Source organism: Streptomyces sp. NPDC004111 (assembly GCF_042874215.1).
Classification (GTDB): Bacteria; Actinomycetota; Actinomycetes; order Streptomycetales; family Streptomycetaceae; genus Streptomyces.
Window position 1 is genome coordinate 34,560 of sequence record NZ_JBIAMU010000020.1, and the last position, 20,303, is coordinate 54,862.

Annotated in this window: 33 protein-coding genes and 1 pseudogene; 7 read left to right on the forward strand and 27 right to left on the reverse strand. The window is 65.3% G+C overall.

Going from position 1 to position 20,303, the window contains the following annotated elements:
* The first annotated feature begins 41 nt into the window (after positions 1-41).
* Positions 42-1,643: a recombinase family protein gene (locus ACFYVL_RS33120; RefSeq protein WP_389251819.1), complete on the forward strand. Its 1,602-nt coding sequence runs from the start codon at positions 42-44 to the stop codon at positions 1,641-1,643.
* 44 nt (positions 1,644-1,687) lie between these two features.
* On the opposite strand, the gene ACFYVL_RS33125 is transcribed toward ACFYVL_RS33120, so the two are convergent.
* The 4 genes from ACFYVL_RS33125 to ACFYVL_RS33140 are packed head-to-tail and all read right to left on the reverse strand — an operon-like array spanning position 1,688 to position 3,596.
* Positions 1,688-1,873 (reverse strand): DUF397 domain-containing protein, encoded by a 186-nt coding sequence (locus ACFYVL_RS33125; RefSeq protein ID WP_389251504.1) that lies wholly within the window; start codon positions 1,871-1,873, stop codon positions 1,688-1,690.
* Positions 1,874-1,887: 14 nt separating this feature from the next.
* A complete protein-coding gene (locus ACFYVL_RS33130) occupies positions 1,888-2,733 on the reverse strand; it encodes a helix-turn-helix domain-containing protein (RefSeq protein ID WP_389251506.1) in 846 nt (281 codons plus the stop codon).
* 10 nt (positions 2,734-2,743) lie between these two features.
* The gene (locus ACFYVL_RS33135) at positions 2,744-3,268 is read right to left on the reverse strand and encodes a DUF6879 family protein (RefSeq protein ID WP_389251508.1); all 525 of its coding nucleotides are present in this window, start codon (positions 3,266-3,268) and stop codon (positions 2,744-2,746) included.
* The gene (locus ACFYVL_RS33140; protein ID WP_389251510.1) at positions 3,240-3,596 is read right to left on the reverse strand and encodes a hypothetical protein; all 357 of its coding nucleotides are present in this window, start codon (positions 3,594-3,596) and stop codon (positions 3,240-3,242) included. The genes ACFYVL_RS33135 and ACFYVL_RS33140 overlap by 29 nt, the downstream gene beginning before the upstream one ends.
* Before the next feature lie 473 nt (positions 3,597-4,069).
* On the opposite strand from ACFYVL_RS33140, the gene ACFYVL_RS33145 reads away from it, so the two are divergent.
* The 3 genes from ACFYVL_RS33145 to ACFYVL_RS33155 all read left to right on the forward strand — a co-directional run bounded on the left by ACFYVL_RS33145 (position 4,070) and on the right by ACFYVL_RS33155 (position 5,531).
* Entirely contained in the window at positions 4,070-4,234 is a 165-nt protein-coding gene (locus ACFYVL_RS33145) for a hypothetical protein (RefSeq protein WP_389251512.1), read from the forward strand.
* A gap of 165 nt (positions 4,235-4,399) precedes the next feature.
* Complete coding sequence (locus ACFYVL_RS33150; protein WP_167390876.1) at positions 4,400-4,558, forward strand: hypothetical protein; 159 nt, start codon at positions 4,400-4,402, stop codon at positions 4,556-4,558.
* Positions 4,559-4,652: 94 nt separating this feature from the next.
* The gene (locus tag ACFYVL_RS33155) at positions 4,653-5,531 is read left to right on the forward strand and encodes an aKG-HExxH-type peptide beta-hydroxylase (protein ID WP_389251514.1); all 879 of its coding nucleotides are present in this window, start codon (positions 4,653-4,655) and stop codon (positions 5,529-5,531) included.
* 1 nt (position 5,532) lies between these two features.
* On the opposite strand, the gene ACFYVL_RS33160 is transcribed toward ACFYVL_RS33155, so the two are convergent.
* Positions 5,533-6,201: a pentapeptide repeat-containing protein gene (locus tag ACFYVL_RS33160; protein WP_389251516.1), complete on the reverse strand. Its 669-nt coding sequence runs from the start codon at positions 6,199-6,201 to the stop codon at positions 5,533-5,535.
* 101 nt (positions 6,202-6,302) lie between these two features.
* On the opposite strand from ACFYVL_RS33160, the gene ACFYVL_RS33165 reads away from it, so the two are divergent.
* The 3 genes from ACFYVL_RS33165 to ACFYVL_RS33175 are packed head-to-tail and all read left to right on the forward strand — an operon-like array spanning position 6,303 to position 7,750.
* Entirely contained in the window at positions 6,303-6,590 is a 288-nt protein-coding gene (locus ACFYVL_RS33165; RefSeq protein WP_389251518.1) for a hypothetical protein, read from the forward strand.
* A gap of 10 nt (positions 6,591-6,600) precedes the next feature.
* Complete coding sequence (locus ACFYVL_RS33170; RefSeq protein WP_389251520.1) at positions 6,601-7,254, forward strand: hypothetical protein; 654 nt, start codon at positions 6,601-6,603, stop codon at positions 7,252-7,254.
* Position 7,255: 1 nt separating this feature from the next.
* A complete protein-coding gene (locus ACFYVL_RS33175; protein WP_389251522.1) occupies positions 7,256-7,750 on the forward strand; it encodes a hypothetical protein in 495 nt (164 codons plus the stop codon).
* Positions 7,751-7,839: 89 nt separating this feature from the next.
* On the opposite strand, the gene ACFYVL_RS33180 is transcribed toward ACFYVL_RS33175, so the two are convergent.
* The 22 genes and pseudogenes from ACFYVL_RS33180 to ACFYVL_RS33285 form a co-directional block, all read right to left on the reverse strand.
* Positions 7,840-8,265 (reverse strand): deoxycytidylate deaminase, encoded by a 426-nt coding sequence (locus ACFYVL_RS33180; protein ID WP_389251524.1) that lies wholly within the window; start codon positions 8,263-8,265, stop codon positions 7,840-7,842.
* Positions 8,237-8,449 (reverse strand): hypothetical protein, encoded by a 213-nt coding sequence (locus ACFYVL_RS33185; RefSeq protein WP_389251526.1) that lies wholly within the window; start codon positions 8,447-8,449, stop codon positions 8,237-8,239. The genes ACFYVL_RS33180 and ACFYVL_RS33185 overlap by 29 nt, the downstream gene beginning before the upstream one ends.
* A gap of 26 nt (positions 8,450-8,475) precedes the next feature.
* Positions 8,476-10,395 (reverse strand): DNA polymerase, encoded by a 1,920-nt coding sequence (locus ACFYVL_RS33190; protein ID WP_389251528.1) that lies wholly within the window; start codon positions 10,393-10,395, stop codon positions 8,476-8,478.
* Between the two features lie 66 nt (positions 10,396-10,461).
* Positions 10,462-10,692, reverse strand: coding sequence for a hypothetical protein (locus tag ACFYVL_RS33195; protein WP_389251530.1), 231 nt, complete (start codon positions 10,690-10,692; stop codon positions 10,462-10,464).
* Entirely contained in the window at positions 10,680-10,868 is a 189-nt protein-coding gene (locus ACFYVL_RS33200; RefSeq protein ID WP_389251532.1) for a hypothetical protein, read from the reverse strand. Before ACFYVL_RS33200 ends, ACFYVL_RS33195 begins: the two co-directional genes overlap by 13 nt.
* Positions 10,868-11,104: a hypothetical protein gene (locus tag ACFYVL_RS33205; protein WP_389251534.1), complete on the reverse strand. Its 237-nt coding sequence runs from the start codon at positions 11,102-11,104 to the stop codon at positions 10,868-10,870. Before ACFYVL_RS33205 ends, ACFYVL_RS33200 begins: the two co-directional genes overlap by 1 nt.
* The gene (locus ACFYVL_RS33210; RefSeq protein ID WP_389251536.1) at positions 11,097-11,372 is read right to left on the reverse strand and encodes a hypothetical protein; all 276 of its coding nucleotides are present in this window, start codon (positions 11,370-11,372) and stop codon (positions 11,097-11,099) included. Before ACFYVL_RS33210 ends, ACFYVL_RS33205 begins: the two co-directional genes overlap by 8 nt.
* 100 nt (positions 11,373-11,472) lie before the next feature.
* Positions 11,473-11,712: a thioredoxin domain-containing protein gene (locus tag ACFYVL_RS33215; protein ID WP_389251539.1), complete on the reverse strand. Its 240-nt coding sequence runs from the start codon at positions 11,710-11,712 to the stop codon at positions 11,473-11,475.
* Entirely contained in the window at positions 11,709-11,921 is a 213-nt protein-coding gene (locus tag ACFYVL_RS33220) for a hypothetical protein (protein WP_389251541.1), read from the reverse strand. Before ACFYVL_RS33220 ends, ACFYVL_RS33215 begins: the two co-directional genes overlap by 4 nt.
* Entirely contained in the window at positions 11,921-12,187 is a 267-nt protein-coding gene (locus tag ACFYVL_RS33225) for a hypothetical protein (RefSeq protein ID WP_389251543.1), read from the reverse strand. The genes ACFYVL_RS33220 and ACFYVL_RS33225 overlap by 1 nt, the downstream gene beginning before the upstream one ends.
* A 37-nt stretch (positions 12,188-12,224) precedes the next feature.
* Positions 12,225-12,923: an FAD-dependent thymidylate synthase gene (thyX, locus tag ACFYVL_RS33230; RefSeq protein WP_389251545.1), complete on the reverse strand. Its 699-nt coding sequence runs from the start codon at positions 12,921-12,923 to the stop codon at positions 12,225-12,227.
* A gap of 71 nt (positions 12,924-12,994) precedes the next feature.
* Complete coding sequence (locus tag ACFYVL_RS33235) at positions 12,995-13,504, reverse strand: hypothetical protein (RefSeq protein ID WP_389251547.1); 510 nt, start codon at positions 13,502-13,504, stop codon at positions 12,995-12,997.
* On the reverse strand, positions 13,501-13,632 hold the full coding sequence (locus ACFYVL_RS33240; protein ID WP_389251549.1) for a hypothetical protein: 132 nt from the start codon (positions 13,630-13,632) through the stop codon (positions 13,501-13,503). The genes ACFYVL_RS33235 and ACFYVL_RS33240 overlap by 4 nt, the downstream gene beginning before the upstream one ends.
* Positions 13,633-13,760: 128 nt before the next feature.
* Positions 13,761-15,776 (reverse strand): ribonucleoside-triphosphate reductase, adenosylcobalamin-dependent, encoded by a 2,016-nt coding sequence (nrdJ, locus tag ACFYVL_RS33245; RefSeq protein ID WP_389251551.1) that lies wholly within the window; start codon positions 15,774-15,776, stop codon positions 13,761-13,763.
* A gap of 84 nt (positions 15,777-15,860) precedes the next feature.
* Positions 15,861-16,544, reverse strand: a complete 684-nt coding sequence (locus ACFYVL_RS33250; RefSeq protein WP_389251553.1) for a hypothetical protein — start codon at positions 16,542-16,544, stop codon at positions 15,861-15,863.
* 48 nt (positions 16,545-16,592) lie between these two features.
* A complete protein-coding gene (locus ACFYVL_RS33255) occupies positions 16,593-17,393 on the reverse strand; it encodes a metallophosphoesterase (RefSeq protein ID WP_389251555.1) in 801 nt (266 codons plus the stop codon).
* Positions 17,390-17,761 carry a DUF3310 domain-containing protein gene (locus tag ACFYVL_RS33260; RefSeq protein WP_389251557.1) on the reverse strand — a complete coding sequence of 124 codons (372 nt, stop codon included), beginning with the start codon at positions 17,759-17,761 and terminating at the stop codon, positions 17,390-17,392. Before ACFYVL_RS33260 ends, ACFYVL_RS33255 begins: the two co-directional genes overlap by 4 nt.
* The gene (locus ACFYVL_RS33265) at positions 17,758-18,453 is read right to left on the reverse strand and encodes a hypothetical protein (protein WP_389251825.1); all 696 of its coding nucleotides are present in this window, start codon (positions 18,451-18,453) and stop codon (positions 17,758-17,760) included. The genes ACFYVL_RS33260 and ACFYVL_RS33265 overlap by 4 nt, the downstream gene beginning before the upstream one ends.
* A gap of 43 nt (positions 18,454-18,496) precedes the next feature.
* Positions 18,497-18,703, reverse strand: a pseudogene (locus tag ACFYVL_RS33270) (hypothetical protein); the annotation flags it as partial.
* 180 nt (positions 18,704-18,883) lie between these two features.
* Positions 18,884-19,054, reverse strand: a complete 171-nt coding sequence (locus ACFYVL_RS33275) for a hypothetical protein (RefSeq protein WP_389251559.1) — start codon at positions 19,052-19,054, stop codon at positions 18,884-18,886.
* A gap of 57 nt (positions 19,055-19,111) precedes the next feature.
* Positions 19,112-19,396: an endonuclease VII domain-containing protein gene (locus tag ACFYVL_RS33280; protein WP_389251561.1), complete on the reverse strand. Its 285-nt coding sequence runs from the start codon at positions 19,394-19,396 to the stop codon at positions 19,112-19,114.
* Positions 19,397-19,547: 151 nt separating this feature from the next.
* Positions 19,548-20,291: an AAA family ATPase gene (locus ACFYVL_RS33285; protein ID WP_389251563.1), complete on the reverse strand. Its 744-nt coding sequence runs from the start codon at positions 20,289-20,291 to the stop codon at positions 19,548-19,550.
* Positions 20,292-20,303 lie beyond the last annotated feature (12 nt).

The following is a 20,303-nucleotide window of genomic DNA, read 5'->3' on the forward strand; positions in this document are numbered from 1 at the left end:
ATGGGACAGGAGCGACATACCCCGTGAGAGACCTGCGTGGGATGCCGGGCATCAAGGTTCGCCGGATCAGCAAGGACACCGAAGAGTCGGCGGCCCTGGACTCCCAGGACAAGACGATCAACAAGCACGTCAGAGAGACGGGCATCGACATCATCGACGATGTCGAGGACGCCACGGTCTCTGGTTCCGTGAACCTTGCGGACCGCCCCTCCCTCGGTAAGTGGATGAGCGAACCTCGCCTCTCGATGTGGCAGGTTCTCGTAGTCACCGAGCAGGACCGAATAACCCGTGACGACTGGGAATGGATGGCATTCCTGCTTCTGTGCCGGAAGCACGGCAAGCACATCCGCCTCGTCTCGGACCCCGAATTCGATCTCTACGATCGCAATTCGCGACTCATGTCACATTTCCGCTCGTACCAGGACTCTGGATACCTGGAAGCGGTCTCGACGAAGCGTAAGAACCAGAAGGCGTACTTCCGCGATGAAGGTCTCTGGTCCGGCGGTCCGTGGCCTTTCGGCTACCGCCCGATCAAGGTCAAGCACAACGGCAAGATCCGTTGGAAGCTCGTCAAGGACGAGATCACCGCGCCCCTGGTCATGGAGGCATATCTCCGCGTCGTCGAAGAAGGCGACCCCATCACCGAGATCTGCGCCGACTGGAATGAGCGCGGAATCCGCACGCCTCGCGATCACCAGCGATTCATGAACGGTGTCCTCGAAAAGGAGGGCGTCTCCATCGAGCCCAAGGGCGCACGCTGGGAGTACGCGAATATGTACGCCTGGATGACCAGCGTCAGCAGCATGGGCCAGTCGATGCACGACGGCGAAGTGATCCTCGCGGAGAACGGTCTCCCCCGCCAATACGCCGACCCGATCCTGACCCCGGAGCAGTGGCAGAAGCTCCAGGAGGTCATCGTGGAGCGCGGCGAGGCCATGAGGGGCTACAACCGCGACCGAGGCCCGTGGAACGGCGCCCTGTGGTGCCTGTGCGGCCAGCGCCTCCAGCAGGACACCGCGACGCGGAAGAAGAAGGACGGCTCGACGAAGCGCTACGAGTACTTCCGCTGCGCCACCAGGAACAAGAACCGCTTCGGGCAGAAGTGCGCCTACATGCAGGCATGGCACCGGGCGATCGTCCTGGAGGAGCTGGAGGACGCCTTCATGGCCAAGCTCGGCGGCCTGGACATCATGAACAAGCGCTACGAGGCCGGCCGCGACAACCGGCCGCGGATCGCGGAGATCAAGGAAGCGATCGGCAAGCTCACCAAGCGGCAGATGAAGTACGACGAGGGTGACCCGCGCTACGAGGCCATCGAAGAGATGATGGACGAGCACGTGACGACGCTCCGCGACCTGGAGAAGGAGCCCGTCGTCCCGGCCCGCTGGATCGAGGTGAGCACCGGCGAGACCTTCGGAGAGAAGTGGGCCCGCAGCTCCCCGGAGGAGCGAGGCAAGCTCCTCCGACGCTCTGGGGTGCGGTTCATCGTCACCGGCACTCCGGTCGACCCGACGTACGTCTTCGTGCACTCGGACGACTTCATAGACCGGGCGCAGAACGCGGCCTCCGGCCTGGTGGACCCGGTGTCCGAAACGAAGTGGCTGAAGCAGATCAAGGAGTTCCAGGCTCAGCTAGCAGCATGATCAGGTTGGCCCCCGGCGTCGGCTGGGGGCCATTGCTGACCTGATCAGACTTCGATCCGGCGGGTGTGCTCGATGAAGGCCCCCCACGCGTCGGGAGACCAGGTCACCTCGGGGCCAGACCTGCGCTTCGAGTCGCGGACGTGAACCTTCGCCGTGTCGTTGTCAGCGACCTCGACGCAGTTGTCCGTCTTCGTGTACGTGCTGGTGCGCCAGTTCAGAGGCTCGGTCATCACTTCTCCTGGAGTCAGTACCGCTCGTAGTGCCGGATGGCACCATGGATCAGCGCCTTGGCGCTGTCGCCGTAGACCGCTGATCGCTTGAGGAGCCCGAAGGCTTTGACGTAGGTCTCGATCTCAGAGGGCTTTGTCACGGTCAGCTCCGCAGAGTAGGTCTCCACGAGGACCAGCTTCTCGTCGAACATCGAGAACGAGTTGCCGGGCCAGATCAGTAGCGGCGCATCCCGTGGGACGAAACCTAGGCTCAAACGCGGGAGCCGCATGACGTTCAGCAGCCACTCAAGCTGCGCGAGCATCACGTTCCGGCCCCCGAAGTTGCTGTACAGGGCCTGCTCCGCCAGGAGCACGTGGAAGGCCCGGTCCCCCTCGTAGAGGTACTTCTGCCGTTCGAGGCGCTTGTCCCTGGCGGATTCGATGTCGTCGGGAATGTCGTAGAAGCTGACGACCTGCTTGAAGGTCTCAGCGGCGTAGTCGGCAGTTTGCAGTGCCCCCCAGATCAATGTCGGGTGCCAGATCCGGAAGAGCTTGGTCTTGGCGTAGACCGGAATGGCTTTCTGCTGCCGGGAGGTCGCACCCTCGGAGAGCTGACGCTTCCACTCCAGCCACAGTTCGTTGATGTGCCGCAGGGCCGCGATCAGGTCTGGGAGCTGGTCTTGCTGGCCGGTGATCTCACACCAGGCTCGGAGGTCGTCCTCGCTGGGATTCTGCCGGCCATGCTCTATTCGAGAGACCTTGGACTCGTGGAAGCCCACGGCGTTCGCGAAGGAACGCCCGCTCGCGTATCCCGCGTTCCTGCGGAACACGCGCAGGCGGGCGCCCAACGCTTCTTTCTGATCTTTTGCCTCGGTGCTCACGGTCCGATGATCAGGGCTGGTACTCACCGTGGGGAACAGCGATCCCCCAGAGGAGATCGCGGACACGCACGCACTCGGACACGGTCTCGGGATCGTCGATCAGTTCAGATCCGAGGACGCGGCCTTCGTCATCGAAGTGGCCGACCGCGAGGAGCTTGTCGTCGTAGAGCCACCAGTCGTTCCCCTGTACCGGGAAGGCGAGCCCGGCGGGAAGTTGGTGGCGCGGCAGCCAGCGGATGTCCTCCCCCACTTCGATGTTCTGTGCCGTCAGGGAGTGCTCCCACGTGACGTACTGAGAGTGGGGCTCCGTGATCACGCGTACTCGCCGCACCGTCTTGCCCTCGCCGGTGACCCGCCGCATCAGCGTCTTCCACGGGTCCAACCATTCGTAGCTGTCCGGCTCGCCCCGCTGCCAACGCACGTACGGCGTGTCCTCAACCGGGGAGCCGTAGTCGTCTCTCAGCTCCAGGTGGAAGGCATCGCGCTCGAAGCTGTTGAACAGCTCGTCACGCTGCGCGCTGGTGATCAGGTCCACTCTTTTCCTCCAGGAGGTTCAGGATCGCTGCTCGCGGGACTTCGATGCAGTCCTCGTAGTCAGGAAGCCGCATCTGACCCAAGGCTTCGGGGTCGCGCATCGCGGGCCCCTGCACGATGCACGTCCCCTGTTCGGTAAGGATCATGATCGGGGCCGTGAAGTTCTTGATCGTTCCGGACGGTAGTCCGTCCTTGGTCAGGTGCTCAAACAGCTCGGTCGGAACCTCGACTGCCACGTGTCCGTCCGGCACGTCGAGCTGCATCAGCAAGTCGTTCGCGAAGATCTTCCAGCCCTGCACGACGAAGCTGTCCTGGTCGGTGGCGTACAACGTCGGACTGTCGCCCGGAGTTGAGTTCTTACCCAAGAACCGTAGCTTCACGGCCGCTCTCCCGTCCTCTGCCTTGCAAGAGTTTGCGCGTCGTTCAGATGGTCGTCTGACTGTTCGGGCCCGTCAAACTCTGTGCTGCAAACATCTGCAAGTTTCTTGGGAGTTGAGGACAGCCGGTCCTACGTTCGTGGAGAACTTCCGAGCGACACAGGAACGAGGCGAAGCATGGCGAGCTTCACGGGAATCACCTGTTCACCGGCTCGAACGGCTCCCGAGGCGCCGGCCGTCTCCGCATCTGTGCCGCGCTCGGACCCTCCCCCGCATCCGCGGTGCCTCACCTGCACGAGCGCCGACGAGGACCGCACGACGGCCATCGAGGACGGCGACCTCCGGAGGCGCGGCGAGTGCAACAAGGTCATACTCCGTCACCCCCACTGGGGCCGACCCGTCGACCTGTGGTGAGCGCGGTGGCCATGACCATCAGGGTCTCCCGGGACAACGGCGAAACCTTCTCCAGGAAGACCACGTACGAGATCGACAGGGACAAGCCCCCCGTCCCCCTGGTGTCGTTCGTGTGGCCTCCGTGCAAGTGCGCCCTGCACCGCACCGCCGACACCGAGGAGAGGCGCACCGCGTGAAGTGGAGGCACCCCACGTTGGGCGACATCGCCCTCGGATTCATCTGGGCCTTCGTCGTCTCCCTGCTCGTCAGCCGACTCGCGTCCGGCTGACCCCAAAGACCCCCGTCCCTTCCGGGGCGGGTTGCTCCACAGTCCTGTTCATCCAGACAAGGGAGTGGTTCGCATGAGCCCCGTCAAGATCGAGAAGCCCAGCACCGACTTCAGCGCGCTGCTGGAGGCCGTCAAGGAGGACCCGGCGGCGGTCGCGGCCGGCATCAAGGCCCGCGTCACGGACGCCATGTCCGGCTCCGAGGTCGTGATGATGGGCGGCTGGACGAACTAGTCCTCCCCCGCCCGTAGGTCCGTACAGAGCGCCCGGAGCGAGGTCGGTCTCGCTCCGGGCGCGCACCCCGTACCCCTGGAAGAAGGACAAGGCCATGCACATGCTCAACGTCGGGCACCTGGTGGAGACCCTGGGACGGTTCGTCCACGCGATCAACGGCAAGCACGTCGACTCCATCGAGGCCCTGCGCCCCGCCTACGCGGAGGCGATCAACACCCTGCGCCCCGCGTTCCTCCCGGCCCAGCCGGAGGGCATCAAGATCGGGTACGAGGACAGCCCCTGGGTTGACCACTGCAAGCAGCGGTCCATCTTCCCTCACATCGTCGGCCCCGCCTCGCCCTCGGACGGACCGACCCGCGAGGAGTGGGACCGCCAGATCATCGCGGCCCTGGACCTGATCCAGGACATCGACCCCGGCCTCCGTCAGATGGTCGACCTGTTCGTCACGGACATCGTCGCCCTCAACTCCGGTGCGGACGGCGGCGGCTCGGCCAACACGATGCCCGGCGTCGTGATGATGAGCCCCGGCGGAACCTGGATGACCCTCGACTTCGCGGAGTGCATCGTCCACGAGGGTCTGCACTCCGGCCTGTTCGTCCTGGACTCGGTCCACCCCCTGTTCCACCTGCCGCCGAGCGAGCTGGAGAAGGACGAGCACCGCGCCCTGTCGGCGGTGAAGATCGGGGAGAAGCGGCCCCTGCACGCGGCCTTCCACGCGGCGGCCGTCGCCGTGCCGTTGATGTACATGGAGAGCCACCAGGGCGAGATCACGCTCGTCGACCAGTACACGGCCTCGCTCCGCGACGCCTGCGCCGACATGCAGACCAAGCGCGACCGGTTCACCGAGTACGGGCAGCTCCTCCTCGACGAGATGACGAAGTGGGTCGAGGCCGACCCGCTCGACTTCGACGAGATCGGCCACGGCATCACCAGCCCGGAGTTCTCCGGGTACCGCCCGCAGGTGCCGGCCTGACCTACTCGAAGGCGATCCCGGCCTCCCGTGCCAGGCTCAGGGCCAGCTCCATCGACCCGGGGCCTGCCACGGTGGTGCCCTTCAGGAAGCCAGCCCCACCCACATCGAGCAGCGTGCAATTCTCGAATCGCGCGGAGCCGACTTTCACGTTTCCGAACTGCGCACCGCTCAGGTCACAATTCACGAACTTGACGTTGTGGAATTCGGTGAACTGAAAGTCGATTCCGGCCAGCCGACAGTCCTCGAATTCCGTCGCATAGATCTTCATATGGCGGAACACGCCGGGGGTCGCAACACATCCGGAGAACTTCGCGTCCCGGAACGTGCCCGACTTCCACGAGGACCCGGTGAGCCTGCTGCCGGTCACGGTGGACCGGAGGACCGACACGTCTCCGGCGGTGAGCTGGGAGAAGTCACAGGTCTCCAACACGCAGTCACTGAACTGGCTTTGGCGCAGGCTGGAGCCGGTGAAGCGCACGTTGGCGAAGCGGCATCCCTGGGCTTCGACGGCCTCGGCCTCCAGGCCCACGAAGGCGTCGCCGTCGAACCTGAGCCCCTTCAGGATCGCGTCGTCCTCCAGCTCGATCCCGTCCGCCGGCCTCAGCACCGAGGCAATCCGAGGAGCCTCCGGCGCTTTTACCCTTCCACCTTGGCGGGCGATCTTGGGCATGGGAGATCTCCATTTCTTCGAGGGGTCTCGGTGCCCCCGAGTCTAGCCATAAAACGCCCCCGAGTTTCGACCACTCACCACACGTAAGGACGAATGAGTTCATGGCCGTGTATTACGTGAGAGCAGTCAGCGGCGCGTCCGAAGACCAGGGCCCACAGCGCCCGCCGGCCCCGCGCAACACGACGCCGGAGCACTGCGCCCCGCACGACATGCAGGTGGGCGACTACGTCTTCGTGGACGGCAAGAACCGCCGCGTGAACGACATGCGCGGCCGGGGCGGGTCCGGTGCCCGCGTACTGATCCTGGAGGGCCACGGCCCCTGGACCATGAAGACGCCCGCCCTGATCTACCGACCGATCACCCGCGGCTCCGTCCGCCGCACCGCGTAGGGGCAGTTCGATGGCACTGCTTTCCGCGAAGCCTCGCTTCGAACAGTCCGGGCTCACGGTCCCGTTCATCACTGCCTGGGAGTACGAGAAGCAGCTCTTCCCGAAGCTGGGCATCCGTGTCACGCACGAGGCCGGCCCTCACCTGGCCTTCGCTGACGAGAACCCGATGGACCGTGACGAACACGGGGTGCTCTGGGTCCGTCAGGGCCTGGCACGCGGGAAGGGCAAGGCTCTGTTCCCCAAGGTGCACGCGTTCCGCCAGCGTCGCGCGATGTTCGACCTGCTGTGCCAGGTCTGCGGCGGGAAGACGATCGAGGAGAGCTTCGAACGCCAGCTCTACGTCATGAACAGCGCGAAGGGAACGCCCATCAAGGAGGGCGAGCTGACCACGGCAGCGCCGGTCTGTCAGGGCTGCGCGCCGGAGGCGGCAATGAGCTGCCCGAGACTCAGGGACCGGTACGTGGCCGCGTACGCGGACTACAACTACCCGTGGGGGGTGGCCGGCGTCCTCATCAATCCGCGCACCCTGGAGCCCGTCTCGCTGGACCCCGTCCAGGTCTCCTTCGGTGACCCGCAGATCAAGTGGATGATCGCCAACATGTCCGTGAACCGACTCTCGGGCATCCGCTACGCGGATCTCCGGACCTTCGCATTGGTGGGCTGACATGCCCTACGACCGATACGGCTACCGGCGCCACCCCACCATCAAGGAGTGGCGTAAGGGGCTCGACCCGCAGGGCCACCGAGGCATCCCGTACCTGCTGATGACGTACCGGCTCACGGTGCCCTCCGGACGGGAGTGGGGCTTCCACGGCTTCACGGACTTCTACCTGAACGGCAACACCCACAAGTGGACGCTGCGCACCCTGGAGTGCCACTCCATGCTCCAGGAGCCGCACGGCGGGGAACCCTGTGCTTCCTGGAGTCCGCACTACCGCTACTGGACCGACCCGAGGCCCGATCACTACCCGAACCGCGAGTGGGCCGCGTTCGAGAAGGCGGACGGCCCCCGCGAGGGCCGTGGCACGGTCACCCTCTCCATCCGCCTGGAGAACCGCTTCGGCAAGTACGTCGAGGTGATCAGGTCCGCACAGGAGTGCAACATGCGGCGGGACCTGGAACCGATCGTGAAGGACTTCCCCCACGACATCGTCCTGTAGCTCCCCACAACGCAAAAAAGAGACGCCCCCGGCACAGGCCGAGGGCGTCTTCCGTTGTGTCATCTATGAACTGACGATGCGTCAGATAGTTAGCGGAGCACCAGGGATTCGATCCCTCCGTCTCCGTTCAGCCACACCGCCCGGTGGATGCCGGCGGCCTCGATCAGGGTCCAGCAGGCCGGGCAGGGGCGTCGCGTCGAATAGAGGGTGGCGCCGGGTAGCTCCCGGGGCGGGCACCTGCGGATCGCGTTCCTCTCCGCGTGGTCAGCGATGCAGTTGCTGTAGTCGCTGTCGGGAGCGCACTCCGCGGCCGTCAGCCGCCCTCGCGGGCAGGCCCCCGCCGAGGCGCAACCGGGCACGCCCGCAGGCGCCCCGTTGTACCCCGACTTGATCAGCTCGTTCTTCGCGTCCACGAGGAGCGCGCCGACCCGAGAGCGGGTGCAGTCTGCGCGCGTAGAAGCCCACTTGGCTCCGGCGATGAAGTACTCATCCCAGGCAGGGCGAGGTGAACTCAACGCGCACCTCCCGGGAGGACAGCTCACGTTCGATCTGGCGGTCCAGCTCGCAGGCCAACCGGTAGTTCAGGTAGTACTCCTCGGCTCCCTGGAACATCGCGGACAGCTCCTCCAGCTCCTCGGTGGTGAACTCGAACCAGCGCCGGGCGTCGTCCTCGTTCGGGTCCCATGGAGTCGTCGGCAAGATCATTTCCTCTCGTTCAGCGCCGCTCAAGCGGCCAGCTCGTAGTTCTCTGGGTGGCGCCGCCGGTCGTCGATCAGCGCCTGTTCGGGGTTCTCGCGGTAGTACGGGTCGTGCTCGGTGAGGGTGTCCACGCCGCTCATGTACAGCGACCCCCAGGACTTCCCGCCCCGGTCGGGGTCGGTCGGGATCTCCAGGCCGGCCACCGTCTCCCGCATCAGCTCGTCGGTCATCCGCGCGGCCGTGTCCGCGTGCTCGATCGGCACCGAGAACAAGATCTCGTCGTGGATCGGGAGCAGCGCATGACGGGTGAGACCTGCGTGGTGGAGCCGAACCAGGGCCCGGCAGGTGATGTCCCGCGACCCGCTCTGGACGAAGTAGTTCGTGCCCCGGAAGGCGAACCGCTTCTCGACGTACAGGCGCCGGCCGGACGGCGTGGTGACGTAGCCGTTGCGCCGGGCCTCCTTGGTCTTCTCCTCCATGAACCGGGCCACGCCCGGGTAGGTCTCCATGAAGATGTTCATGATCCGCTCGGCCTCCGCGACGGAGATGCCGGCCTGCTGCGAGAGCGCACCAGGGCCTCCGCCGAACACGATCAAGAAGTTCGTCATCTTGCCGAGCTTGCGAGAAACGCCCGCGGCCGTCGCCGTGATCTGGTGCAGATCCTCGCCGTTGCGGAAGGCCAGCAACATGCGCTCGTCACGCGAGTACGCCGCGAGGAAGCGCAGCTCCATGTTGGAGTAGTCGGTGCTGAGCATGATCTCGCCGTCGTTGGCGACGAAGCACGCCCGGATCTCGTAGTCCCCGGAGGGAAGCGTCTGGGCCGGGATTCCCTGGATGCTCTGGCGGGCGGTCCTGGCCTGGATCGAGTTGATCGACGGGTGGATACGCCCCGAGGGGTCCATCGACTCCAGGAACGACTTGATCCACGTGTTCCGCTTCTTGCGCGCGGACTTGGCCTGGTGGATGGCCTCGGCCAGCTCGTCGCCCTTGGTCCGCAGCTCGTTGAGGAAGCTCTTGTCGACCTTGCGGTTTCCTGTCGGCGTCGTGTCGAAGGTCGTGATGCCGCGAGCCTCGAAGGCGTCGGCACACTGCTCAGTGCTCCAGGGGTTCTCGCAGCCCATCTCCTGAGCCCGCTTGGTCCAGCGGCTCTCCTCCAGCGCGAGGCGGGCCTCCAGGCGGCGGGTGTAGTCCTCGTCGAGACGGATGCCGGGACGGCTCATGTACGAGCAGATCTCCGCCACCTTGTGCTCGAACTCGATGAGGTTCATCGGCTCGATGCCGGGGCCTATCTCCGTCTTCCGGTACACGGTGCGCGGGAGCAGCGGGATGAGCTTGCGGCCAAGCCGGAAGGCGAGCACGGGATCGAGGCCGCTGTACGTGAGGTAGCCGCCGTGATCCCAGGCGACCTCCTTCCAGACCTTCGCCTTCGTGGTCTTCAGGCTCTTGGCGATCTCCGTCATGGAGCCCTTCACCTTCGCGGCCACACCGTCGTCGATGTAGTGCTTCGTGAGGGAGGCAAGGCTGTGGCCGATGCCGCCGTCCGCTTCTCCGCGGCTGTCGACGAGGTGGGCGAGGATCTTGGTGTCGAGCACCTTCGGCCAGATCTCCTCCATCGTGAGATCGGTCGTCGCGTCGAAGACCAGCAGGTCGTACGTGCCGTTCTGGAAGATCAACTTGTCCACGAACCGTACGGCGCCGACAGCGGCGCCAAGCAGCTCGTCACTCAGCTCGACGGGCACCACGTAACTGGTGTCCTCGTTGCCGAACTGGACCAGGCGGAGGCGGAAGTCGGACGACCACCAGTCCAGGCCGGTGGTCTCGGTGTCGCATCCGAGGGCGCGGCGGTTCTGCCGCACCCAGTGCACGAATTCCGGGATGTCCCCAGAGTCCTCCAGCACGTTGATGACTACCGGTGCGCCTGCAACCTTCACGCACATGCGGATCATCTGGGGGTTCCCTTCCAAGGAGAAGGGGCCCGCCGAAGCGGGCCCCTATTGTGTGGATGTCAAGTGCTAGCGCTTCGAAAAGCGCCCCCTAGCGTCACGGGCCGGGAGTGTGAGCTTCAGCTGTCGGAACTCGGCTTCGAGGGCCTGATAGTCGTCCTCCAGCTCCAGGTGCCGGCGCCGCAGTCGGCCGTACGCCTCGGCCCGGAAGTCCAGCTCCTTGTTCTGGTCCGCGACCAGCCTGTCCAGACGGCGCACCTCGCGCCGGGATGCGTCGAGCGTCGACCTCAGAACGAACACGGCTGGGCCTCCTCGACGACGACGGGATGGGCGTGCACGGCCCGCGTGTGGGCGTGGTTGATGCGGTGGGAGACGTGCTCCTCGTAGATCAGGACGCAGTCCCGTTCGTAGACGACCTCACCCTGGAACTCGTCCACGGAGCCGTCCGGGTACTCGACGAAGATGAGCTGTTCCATCAGGCGTCTTCACCGCCTCGGTTGACCAGACGGTCAACGAAGTTGAAGGCGATCTCCTCGGACACGGCTTCACTGAAGCCCTTCGACACGGCGTGCTTCTTCAGCTCCGCGGCCTTCGTGATGACCGAGGCCACCATCTCGCCGTACTGGTTCATCTGCGCGTCGATGACGTTGAACCCCGCGGCCTCCAGGTACTTCGCGAACTCGTCGGGGTCCGGCATTCCGTGGTCAGTCATTGCGCTTGAACTCCTTGAAGATGCGGTGGGTCTTGATCGCCTCACCGAGCTGGGTGTGCAGCTTGACCGCTGCGTCGAAGGTCAGGTGCAGCACTTCCGTGCTGGAGTTCCCGCCCTCGCGGTGGGTGCCGGTGACGACGACGGTGGCGTTGTCGTTCCCGTCGAGCCGGGGGCCGGCGCCTGCGTCCTGTCGGACCACGGACCGGTCGGTCTTGATCTCGGCCAGGCGCGCGGCGATCCACCCCGGGATGACGTTGTTGAAGCTCACTTCTCGTCGTCCTTCCGCATGGCCTTGCCGATGCCGGCCACCACGAAGAGGAACAGGATGGCGAGGTTGGCGCCGAAGGCGATGTTCATCGCGGTATCCATCAGTTGGCCTCCTGGAAGAAGCGCACGAGGCGTTCCACGGTCTGCTCGCCCTTGATGGTCCGGATGCCGTTGGAGATCGTGGGCGCCACCGTGACGCCCTCGGAGGCCAGGTCTTCCGGGGCCCGGGTCTGGGCGTTGATGAAGAGGATGTCGTGGTGGGTCAGCTCCGCGGCCTCGATGGCTCGCGGCTTGGTGGCCTCGCACGGACCGCAGTTGGGCAGGTAGTAGAACTTGATCACTTGCTCTCCTTGGGGAGTACGAACGAGCTGGTGCGGTCGAAGGTCTCCCCGACCATGAACACGGCGACATCGAGGTCCGGGCCGTACCGGGTGAACAGGCCGCGTAGCACGTTGCGCACCTGGTTGTGGTCCTTGGCGAACCGGAACTCGGAGCCGTGGTTCCAGCCCCAGCGGGCGGAGTAGACGATGAACTGGGGGATCTCCGGCATCAGCGCAGCACCTCCTTGAGCACGTCGATCTGCGCCTGGAGGACGGCGCGCTCGGCGTAGGACTTGGTGGCGTCGTACTGCCGCTCCAGGGCCTGACGCTTCAGGCCGACCTTCTTGCGGGTGCCGTCGTCGGTGGTTTCGATGGTGACGTTCTTGACCTTGAGGCCACGGAGGTCCACGTCCAGGTGGTCAGTCATGCGGTCGAAGCCGTAGTCCATGGTCATGTGGGCGCCGTTCTTGTTCAGGAAGTCGGTGAAGGTGGCCATCAGTTCTCCTGGTGGGTGGTGTGTCGCGGTGTGGGGGTCACGGGCTGACGCGGCCGTGCTTGTCGAAGGCGGCGAACGCCTCGGGGGCGACGGCCTTGGCCTGTTCCTCGACCTTCATGGCGGCCTGCTCGATCTCGTGCAGGGGGAAGGTCGGGACGGTCGAGTTGGGGTGGTTCCAGCGCAGGGACAGGAAGTTCATCAGCGCCCGGCCGTTCACGGTCCAGTAGAAGGACGTGTAGAGGCTCGCGGGCAACACGTTGCGGGCGGTCTCCCGGGCGACGCCTTCGCCAAGCATGTGCTGGTAGAAGTTCCACGCGGCCATGGCCATGTTCTTGTGGCACATGGCGGTGGTGTCGGTCTGCTGCTGGGTGCCGGCCGCGAAGGTGTAGGCCCCGGGGGTGCCGATCTGCTTGAGCGGACGCTCGGGGCCGGGGACGTAGAAGACGGGGTCCATGACCTTGTACCGGCCGCTGACCTCGTTGAACGAGCCGATGCGGTGGCGGAACCACTCACGGGCCACGAAGATCGGGACGCTGATCTTGAACTGGAACACCATGGCCTCGAAGGGGCTGCCGTGGCGGTCTCGCGCCAGGAAGTTGATCAGCCCCTTGTCGCGCTGGGGATCTCCGGCCTCGGTGCCGGAGGAGACGCGGGCGGCGCGCACCACGGAGTGGTCACCGCCCATCGCGTCGATCAGCTCGACGCTCATGTCAGATCGGAATTCGATCTCAGTCATCTATGCCTTCCACAAGGAAGGGGCCCGGTGTCGGCCGGGCCCCCAGTTACTCAACAGGTATTGCGTACGGGTTACTTGGCCTTGAAGGAGCCGTCCTTCTGGCGCCACAGCGGGGCGCACTGCTGGTCCTTCGGGACGCCCTGCGGGGCGCCGCAGAACTGGGCGGCCCAGCTCCCGCCGTCCTTGAAGTTCCGCTTGCCGTGCTCGCACTCGTAGTCGCCCCCCTGGGCCTGGTGCTGGACCTTGCCGCCCTGGAAGCTCGGCTTGCCCTTCGGCTTCTCCGGGGCGATGTGCTGAGAGCGCACGTACGAGGCGGCCTTCGCGGTGAGGTCGATGAGGCCGACCTCCTGCATGGCGTGGATCAGGTCACGGCCGCGCTCGGCGGTCTCCTGGGCGGTCTGGCCGTAGACGGCCGGGGTCAGCCACTCGCCGCTCATCTGGTCGGCGGCCTTCAGCGTGAAGCCGATCTTGAAGGGATTCGGGGCGGCGGCGACGGCGGCCGGCATCGAGGTGTTCACGGGGTTGGCCGGCGCCTGCTCGGTGGCGGCCTGGTTGTTGTTAGCGAAGGGGTCGAAGGTCATGCAGCGTGCTCCAAGTCGTTGTTGCTGGTGGTGAATTGGTCGATGAACTCCGCTCCGGTCATCTCCTCCCAGTCGCTACCGCCACGCTTGATCATGACCATCACGATGGGATCGGGTTCGGCGTTCATCAGCGTCTTTCCTGTGTGGATGTAAAGTCAGAGGGGAAAGGAAAGGAGGGGCGGAATCGTCCTCGCTCCCTCACCTTTAAGATCCCACACCGACTGTGTGGATGTCAAGTCGAGTACCGTGAAGCACGTCACTTGATGGGACAGGCTCCCTGGGCGCATTCGAGGTCTACGGCGTCGCCGGACTCCTTGGCCGCGGCCTGGTCGAACTCCTCCTTGGTGATGCGCTCGTACGGCGCCTGGGCGTAGCTCCCTTCGGGCAGCACGGTGGTCCCCTTGATCTCGGGCATGTACTTGAGCAGCGCCGCACGAAGGTCGTCGCGGCTCACCTTGTTCGGGTCGAAGTTGACGGTGAAGCTGATCGCGGAGTCCACGAACGTCTTCTGGTAGAACGCCTGGACAGCCAGCATCTCTTCGACCGAGAGGTCGTCCGCGCACTCGACGATGTCTTCCGCCCACTCCCCCGCCTTGCCGAAGATCCGACTGACCTCCTGGACGAGGGTGTCCTCGGTCGGGATGGTGACGACCTTCGTGTACGGGGCGTAGACGCAGTCCTCCACGTGATAGCCCTGCTCCTCGTACCTGCGGAGCTGTTCCACCTGCTTCGGGTCGATCGCGGAGAACCGGATGCGACGGTTGAACCACTTCGCGTAGATCGGGTGCAGCCCCTCGGAGACGCCGCTGAGCTTCGACACCGAGCCCGTGGGCGCGATGGTCGTGAGCTTCACCGGCACCGGGATGCGCAGCTCCCGGGCGTACCGCTGGGCGGTCTTCTCCACGTACTCGTAGAGCTCGCGAAGCATCGGCCCCATCCAACTGCCGGGGATCTCGCTGAACTTCAGCCCGTTGAGGTTGGCGAACCACTGAACACCGAGATGCCCGAGCCCGATGCGTCGGTCTCGCTCCATGACCTCCTTCTGCTTCGGGTAGGTGATGTCGCCGTACGTCGCCCGGATCAGATAGCGCGCCATCAGGCGGTGCGCCTCGAACAGCCGGCCTTCGTCCTCCGGCTTCGAGAACGCGGCGAGGTTGACGTGGCCGAGCGTGCACGAGCCCATCTCAGGGAGCGGCTGCTCTCCGCACGGGTTGGTCGCCACGGTGAGGTTCGGCTCGTCCCGGTTGGACAGCTCCTCGTTCCAGAAGCCCGGCTCACCGTTGACATACATCGCGTCCACGACCGCGTCGAAGACCGTGCGGGCGTCGGAGTCGGGTTCGTAGTCCGCCTCCAGGTCCACGATGAAGTCGGAGTCCGTGATCACCGAGAGGTTCGTCGTCCACATCCCACCGTTCTTCTTGACGTTGATGAACTGGTGGATCTCGGGATCGGTCCAGTGCATCATGCTCATCCGCGCGCTGCGGCGGTTGCCGCCGGACACCACGCACTCCGCAATCAGGTGATCGATCTCCATGGCCTCCAGGCCCGATACGGGGCGCTTGAAGACGGCGGCCACGTTCATGACCCGGGCCACCTCGACGAGGAGCTTAGAGAGCGGCACAGGGCCACTGGCGGTGCCACCGAAGGTACGCAGCGGGGCGCCAGCATGGCGGACCCCGGAGAGGTCGTACACCCGCTTACGGTTCTTCACGTCCTGACGGAGGAAGGTCTCGATGAGGTCGACCAGGGCCTCTGCCCAGCCTTCCCGGGAGTCGGCCACGCGATAGGCGCCCGGCCACTCGTGGCTGTACTCGTCGGAGAGGTAGCCGGCCTCCTTCATGGCGGCGTGGTCCTGGTGCTCCTCGGCGCAGACGAGGTGGATCTCCAACTCGTTCTCCACGGCCTCCGCGGGCTGTGCGTCGCGGCCGTACCGGGCCCCGACACCTCCACCCTCCATGAGCCGCATGAACGTGAACTCGGCGTGGTCTGCGAGGCCGCGCTCCCAGGGCGCGACGTGGCAGTTGTAGAGGAACTGTCGGCCCGGAACTCCGGAGGCCCACAGGTGCCGGCCAGCCGGGACGATCTCCAGCTCGGTGAGCATCTTCGTCAGGGCCTCGGCCTCGCCGGGCTCGATGAAGCGCTCGTCCACCAGCTCGGTGTTCCCGCGAACCACTCGCTCAACGGTCTGGCCCCAGTCCTCCAGCGAGCCGTCCGGCAGCGGTCGGGCGTAGGTGCGCTTGTACACGTCGTGGCCGGTCTGGGTCATCTTCATGCGGGGTTCTCTTCCTTCTGGGTGTCTTGCTGGTACTCGTAGTCGTCGGGGTCTCTGAGGTCGCCCCAGGGCGTGATCCAGTCGTCAGCCGTCATAGCTGTTCCCGGTGATCGCACGGGCGGAGGCGTTGGTGATCGCACGCCGCGAGCCGGGGCCGTCGTGGTCGGCCTTGTTCAGCGCTGCACTGCCGTTCATCCGGATGGTCAGGGCCTCGACTGCCCGCGTCAGATCCCGTCGCTCGACGTTGTTGAGGGTGTCGCCGTCCACGTACCGGCGCACGATGACTTCGCGCTGACCTCGGGTGAGCTGACCGAAGCCGCGCTCCAGGTCGATCTTGTCGTCCACGTTGACCCGGGTGACGAAGTCCTTCTTCGACTTCCGTCCCGTCGACAGGGCGTTGAGCTGCGCCTCGAACATGTTCCCGTCCTCGGCCTTGATGAGCAGGCCGGAGGCCAGCAGCTTGCGGACGTGATCGGTCGTGTAGGAGAAGTTCCCGTGGAACTGTCGGTGTCGGTTCACCTCGGCGGAGGCCACCTGGTTGGCCATGATGAGCAGGGCCTTGAAGATGGTGCGGTCCCCGCCCACATCACCGGAGTCCAGGAGCTTACGAGCGGCGTTCTCGCACTCGATGAAGCGCTCCATTACACCCTGGGTCAGGTCGTCGGCCTCGACCGAGCCGGGGAACTTCTTGGCGACGATCCCACCGGCCTTGGTGGCGGCGATGTACAGCTTGTCCCACTCGTCGGCGGAGATCTCAACGTGCGTCATGTTCGGGTCTTTCTCGTGTGGATGTAAAGTCTCGGAGCTGCAAAAGGGTCAGACGGCCTTGACGAAGTGACCCTTGTCGTTACGGAGGAGGGCGCCGTACCGCTGCCCTTCGACAACGAAACTGCCGTCGTCCTCGACAGGGATCGCGTGCGGGGTCGCGTTGTACTGGCCTGCGTAGAGCAGCCCGAAGCCTCGCTGCCAGTTCGCCGGACCGCCGGCCAGATACCCGGCCTTCCTGGCGTCCATCAGATGACCGACCTCCATGCCGTACGTCACCTTGAACCGGCCCGCGTAGCCGGTGGAGTTGGGGCAGATGGCGAGCTTGTGAGTGTGCCCCATCACCAGCGACTTGCCCGCCTTGAGCGCCTTGCTCGCGGCGGTGCGACCGGGGATCTGCGACATGCCCTTGCTCTCGTGTCCGTGGACCGCGACCCAGCCAGGTGCGATCGGGTAGTACGCGGGCAGCAGGTCGACCCCGTAGGTCTCGAAGTCGAGGAGCTGGTCCAGGTCGAAGTACTTCGCGTCAGCGAGTGCCGGCGCGTTCTTCGCCAGGTACGTCCGCGGCCGTAGGTCGTGGTTGCCTTCGAGCACTCCGAGGGGTCCGTCGTAGACCTCGCGCAGCGGCTCCAGGAACTTCGCCTTCGCGTACTCGGCATCACGCAGGACGTTGGTCTGGAACTCGGACTTGGTCCCGGTGTTCCAGCGGGATGGCTCGGGAAAGTCCATGAGGTCCCCGATCTGGACCACAGCGTCCGGACCGTACTCCCCGATGAACTTGATGACGTTCCGCAGGGCCCGTGTGTCCTCGTAGGGCATCTGGGTGTCGGATATGACGACGATCCGCTTCACTTGCTCTCCTTGCTCTCGGCCTTCTCGATGGCCCACGTGAGGTACTGGGCGGCCTTCTTCAGGTCCTGGACTTCCGAGCCCTTGTACGGGGCCCTGAGCACGTACTTCAGGACGTTGCCGGTCAGGAAGTCGTGGTGACGGGTCAGCTCGATGGCCTCGATCCCGCTCGGGTGGCTGGTGTAGTGCGACGGGTGACTCACCGCGTCACCGACTCGTGTGGATGTAAAGTCCTGGGCCGCTTTAAGGGCGGCCTCCCACACTGGGGCCCACTCCCCTCGCTTCTTCTCGAAGCGCTCCTCCTGCTCCCGGAAGGCGAGCCTCATGATCTCCTGCGACCGCGTCAGCGGCTTACCGTTGTCGTCCTTCATGCCCTGCCCACCTTGTTGAGTACGGCCTCGCGGCCGTGGTTCTTGTACGTCTTGTTCACGTCCATGCCTGCGCCCATCGGGACCACCAGGCCGGACGGCAGTCGGTTCGCCACGGTCTCCGCGAACTCCATCCCTGCGTCGTCTCCGTCCGCCAGGACCCACACCCGCTTGTAGCCGACGAAGAGCTTGTCGAAGTGGGACTTCCAGCCCTTGACGCCCTGGATACCGACCGCGGGAAGGCCGCACATCTTCGCCGTCCACGTGTCCGGCTCACCCTCACAGACCGCGATCTCCTCGGCCTCCTGCTGGATGGCGAGGGTGTTGTACACGCGGTGCGTGTCCCCAGCCATCGATTGCATCTTGCCGTGGCCGGTGTGCACCTCGTCGTCGCGGAAGGTGCCGTCCGGGTTCTTCACGCACTCCGGCCGGACACACCGGAAGCGGATCGACATCACGCTCCAGTTCCCGAGCGCCCCCCGGCGGAGGTACGGCACAGCAACCGTTCCCCGGTACTGCTCGAAGCCGCTAGGCGCCGAATCGCCTACGTACCCGAGACTGAAGTGGTCGACCGTCTCCTGGTTCAGGCAGCGGTGTCCCACCAAATACTCTTCGGCCGGCGACCCCTCGAACTGGTCGCGGAAGGTCTTGGCCGCTCCCCAGAGCAGCTTCTTCCGCTCGTCGCTTAGCCTCACTGAACGTACATCCTTCTTCCTTCATGATGATCGAGTAGGCGGTCCCCTTGAAGTCGCACGCCTGGCAATTCACGCAGCCCTGGTCGTAGTTGACGCTCGCGGACGGGGTGGCCTCGTCGTGCGCGGGGCACAGGCACTTCACCCAGCCAGGCCGATAGTCGGGGGCTTCCCAGTGCGGGTAATAGGTCCGCAGCACTTCCCGGATGGGGCCGGGCTCGATGTCATCGTGCCGGGCGCTGAAGCGGGCCACGCAAACTACCAAAGTAACTAACCGTCACCGGGAACCTCCGGTGAGACTGGCTCATCAGACTCCAAGTCGGGTCCAGGGCACCGGCCGCGATGCGGTCGATTCGCTGACTCTTGCCCGTGCGGGCCGGTCCCTGCGCCTCGTCGTTCATGTCGCTCCTAGCGTGTGGATGTCAAGCGCGGGTCAGTACGAGATGCCGGAGAACGGGTTCCGGTGCTCGGTGTCGTCGTACGAGAAGTGGCGAGTGAAGGAGATCTTCACCGGGGCTTCGGTCATGCCCTTCACCAGGGCCTTGATGACCTTCGCGATCTCGTCGGCCTTCTCGTCGGAGAGGGCGGAGGAGACGCCAACCATGAAGCTCGCTCGCGGTGTTGCCTTCATCATCATCTTGCCTTTCAGGCTGTGTGGATGTCAAGTTGACTGGCGAAAAAAGCGCTGCCCGATCAGCCGGACAGCAGGCGGGTCTTCCAGGTACTCGGCCGCGTTGCGGGCGATCTCCGGGTTGTCACGGAGCCCCTTCGCGAGGAGCTGCCGGTTGCACCTGGCGCAGCACAGGCCGCGGACGACCCCAGTCTTGTGGCAGTGGTCCACGTCCAGGCGCTTGGTGCGCGACTGCCGGCAGATGGCGCAGACGCCGCCCTGGAGCCGGAACAGCTCGTCGTACTCCCCTGGCTTCAACCCATACGTGGCTTGCACCCGTGATGCGTGGGAGGCCCTGGAGCGTGCCTTCCGCTGACACGTAGTGCAGACCCTCCCCCGGGCGCCCGTGTAGAACTTCAAAGCTCGACAGAGCTGGCACTTGTCGCACCTCTTGAACCCCTTCTTGCAGTCGGCCATACCTCTCCGGTCAGTACGTGATGGTCGAGAACTTGTCGTCGGTGATCTGCATGGTGTTGCCGTCGAATCCGAGGCTGACGAAGGTCTGCCCGCTGGCGTCCGACTTCCCGGCCCGGTTCTTCACGGTGCTCACCGCGAGTACGTCTTCCTCCGGCTTGTGCAGGGTGAGCACGAGCGCGGGGACGCGGGTGATCTGTCCCTTGACTCCGGACATGGGGATGGGGCTCTGACCGTCGTTGTGCGGGCCCGTGGTGTGGTGGAGGCCGGCCACGTGTGCGCCGGTCTGCCGGGCCATGTCGTTGGCCCAGTCCATCAGGCTCTCCAGCCCTCCGAACGGGTCCTCGTCGTTGGCCTGCGTCCCGCCGCGGATGTTGGTGATGTTGTCCAGCACCACCATGTGGGCGTCCTCGCCGTACAGCTCGTACCAGGCCGACACCGTGTCCTCGATGTCGTCGATGGTGGGCGAGGCCGCGTAGTCGAAGCGGATGGGGTGCTCGTCCAGCAGCTCGGCGTACGTTCCGATGTCGTTCCGGCGCACGGCCGACATGGACTCGGTCATCTCGACGCCGGTCAGGATCGAGATCGCTCGGGAGAGCTGGATGTCTGCCGACGAGTCGGCGGAGAAGTAGATCGTGGGGATCGCGCTCTCGGCCCGCAGGATGCGGCTCAGGGTGTAAGCGCTCTTGCCGGTGCCGCCACCAGCCACGGTGAGCGAAAGCTGACCTCGGATGTACCGGGTGCCGGCCTTCTCCATGCTCTTGTAGGC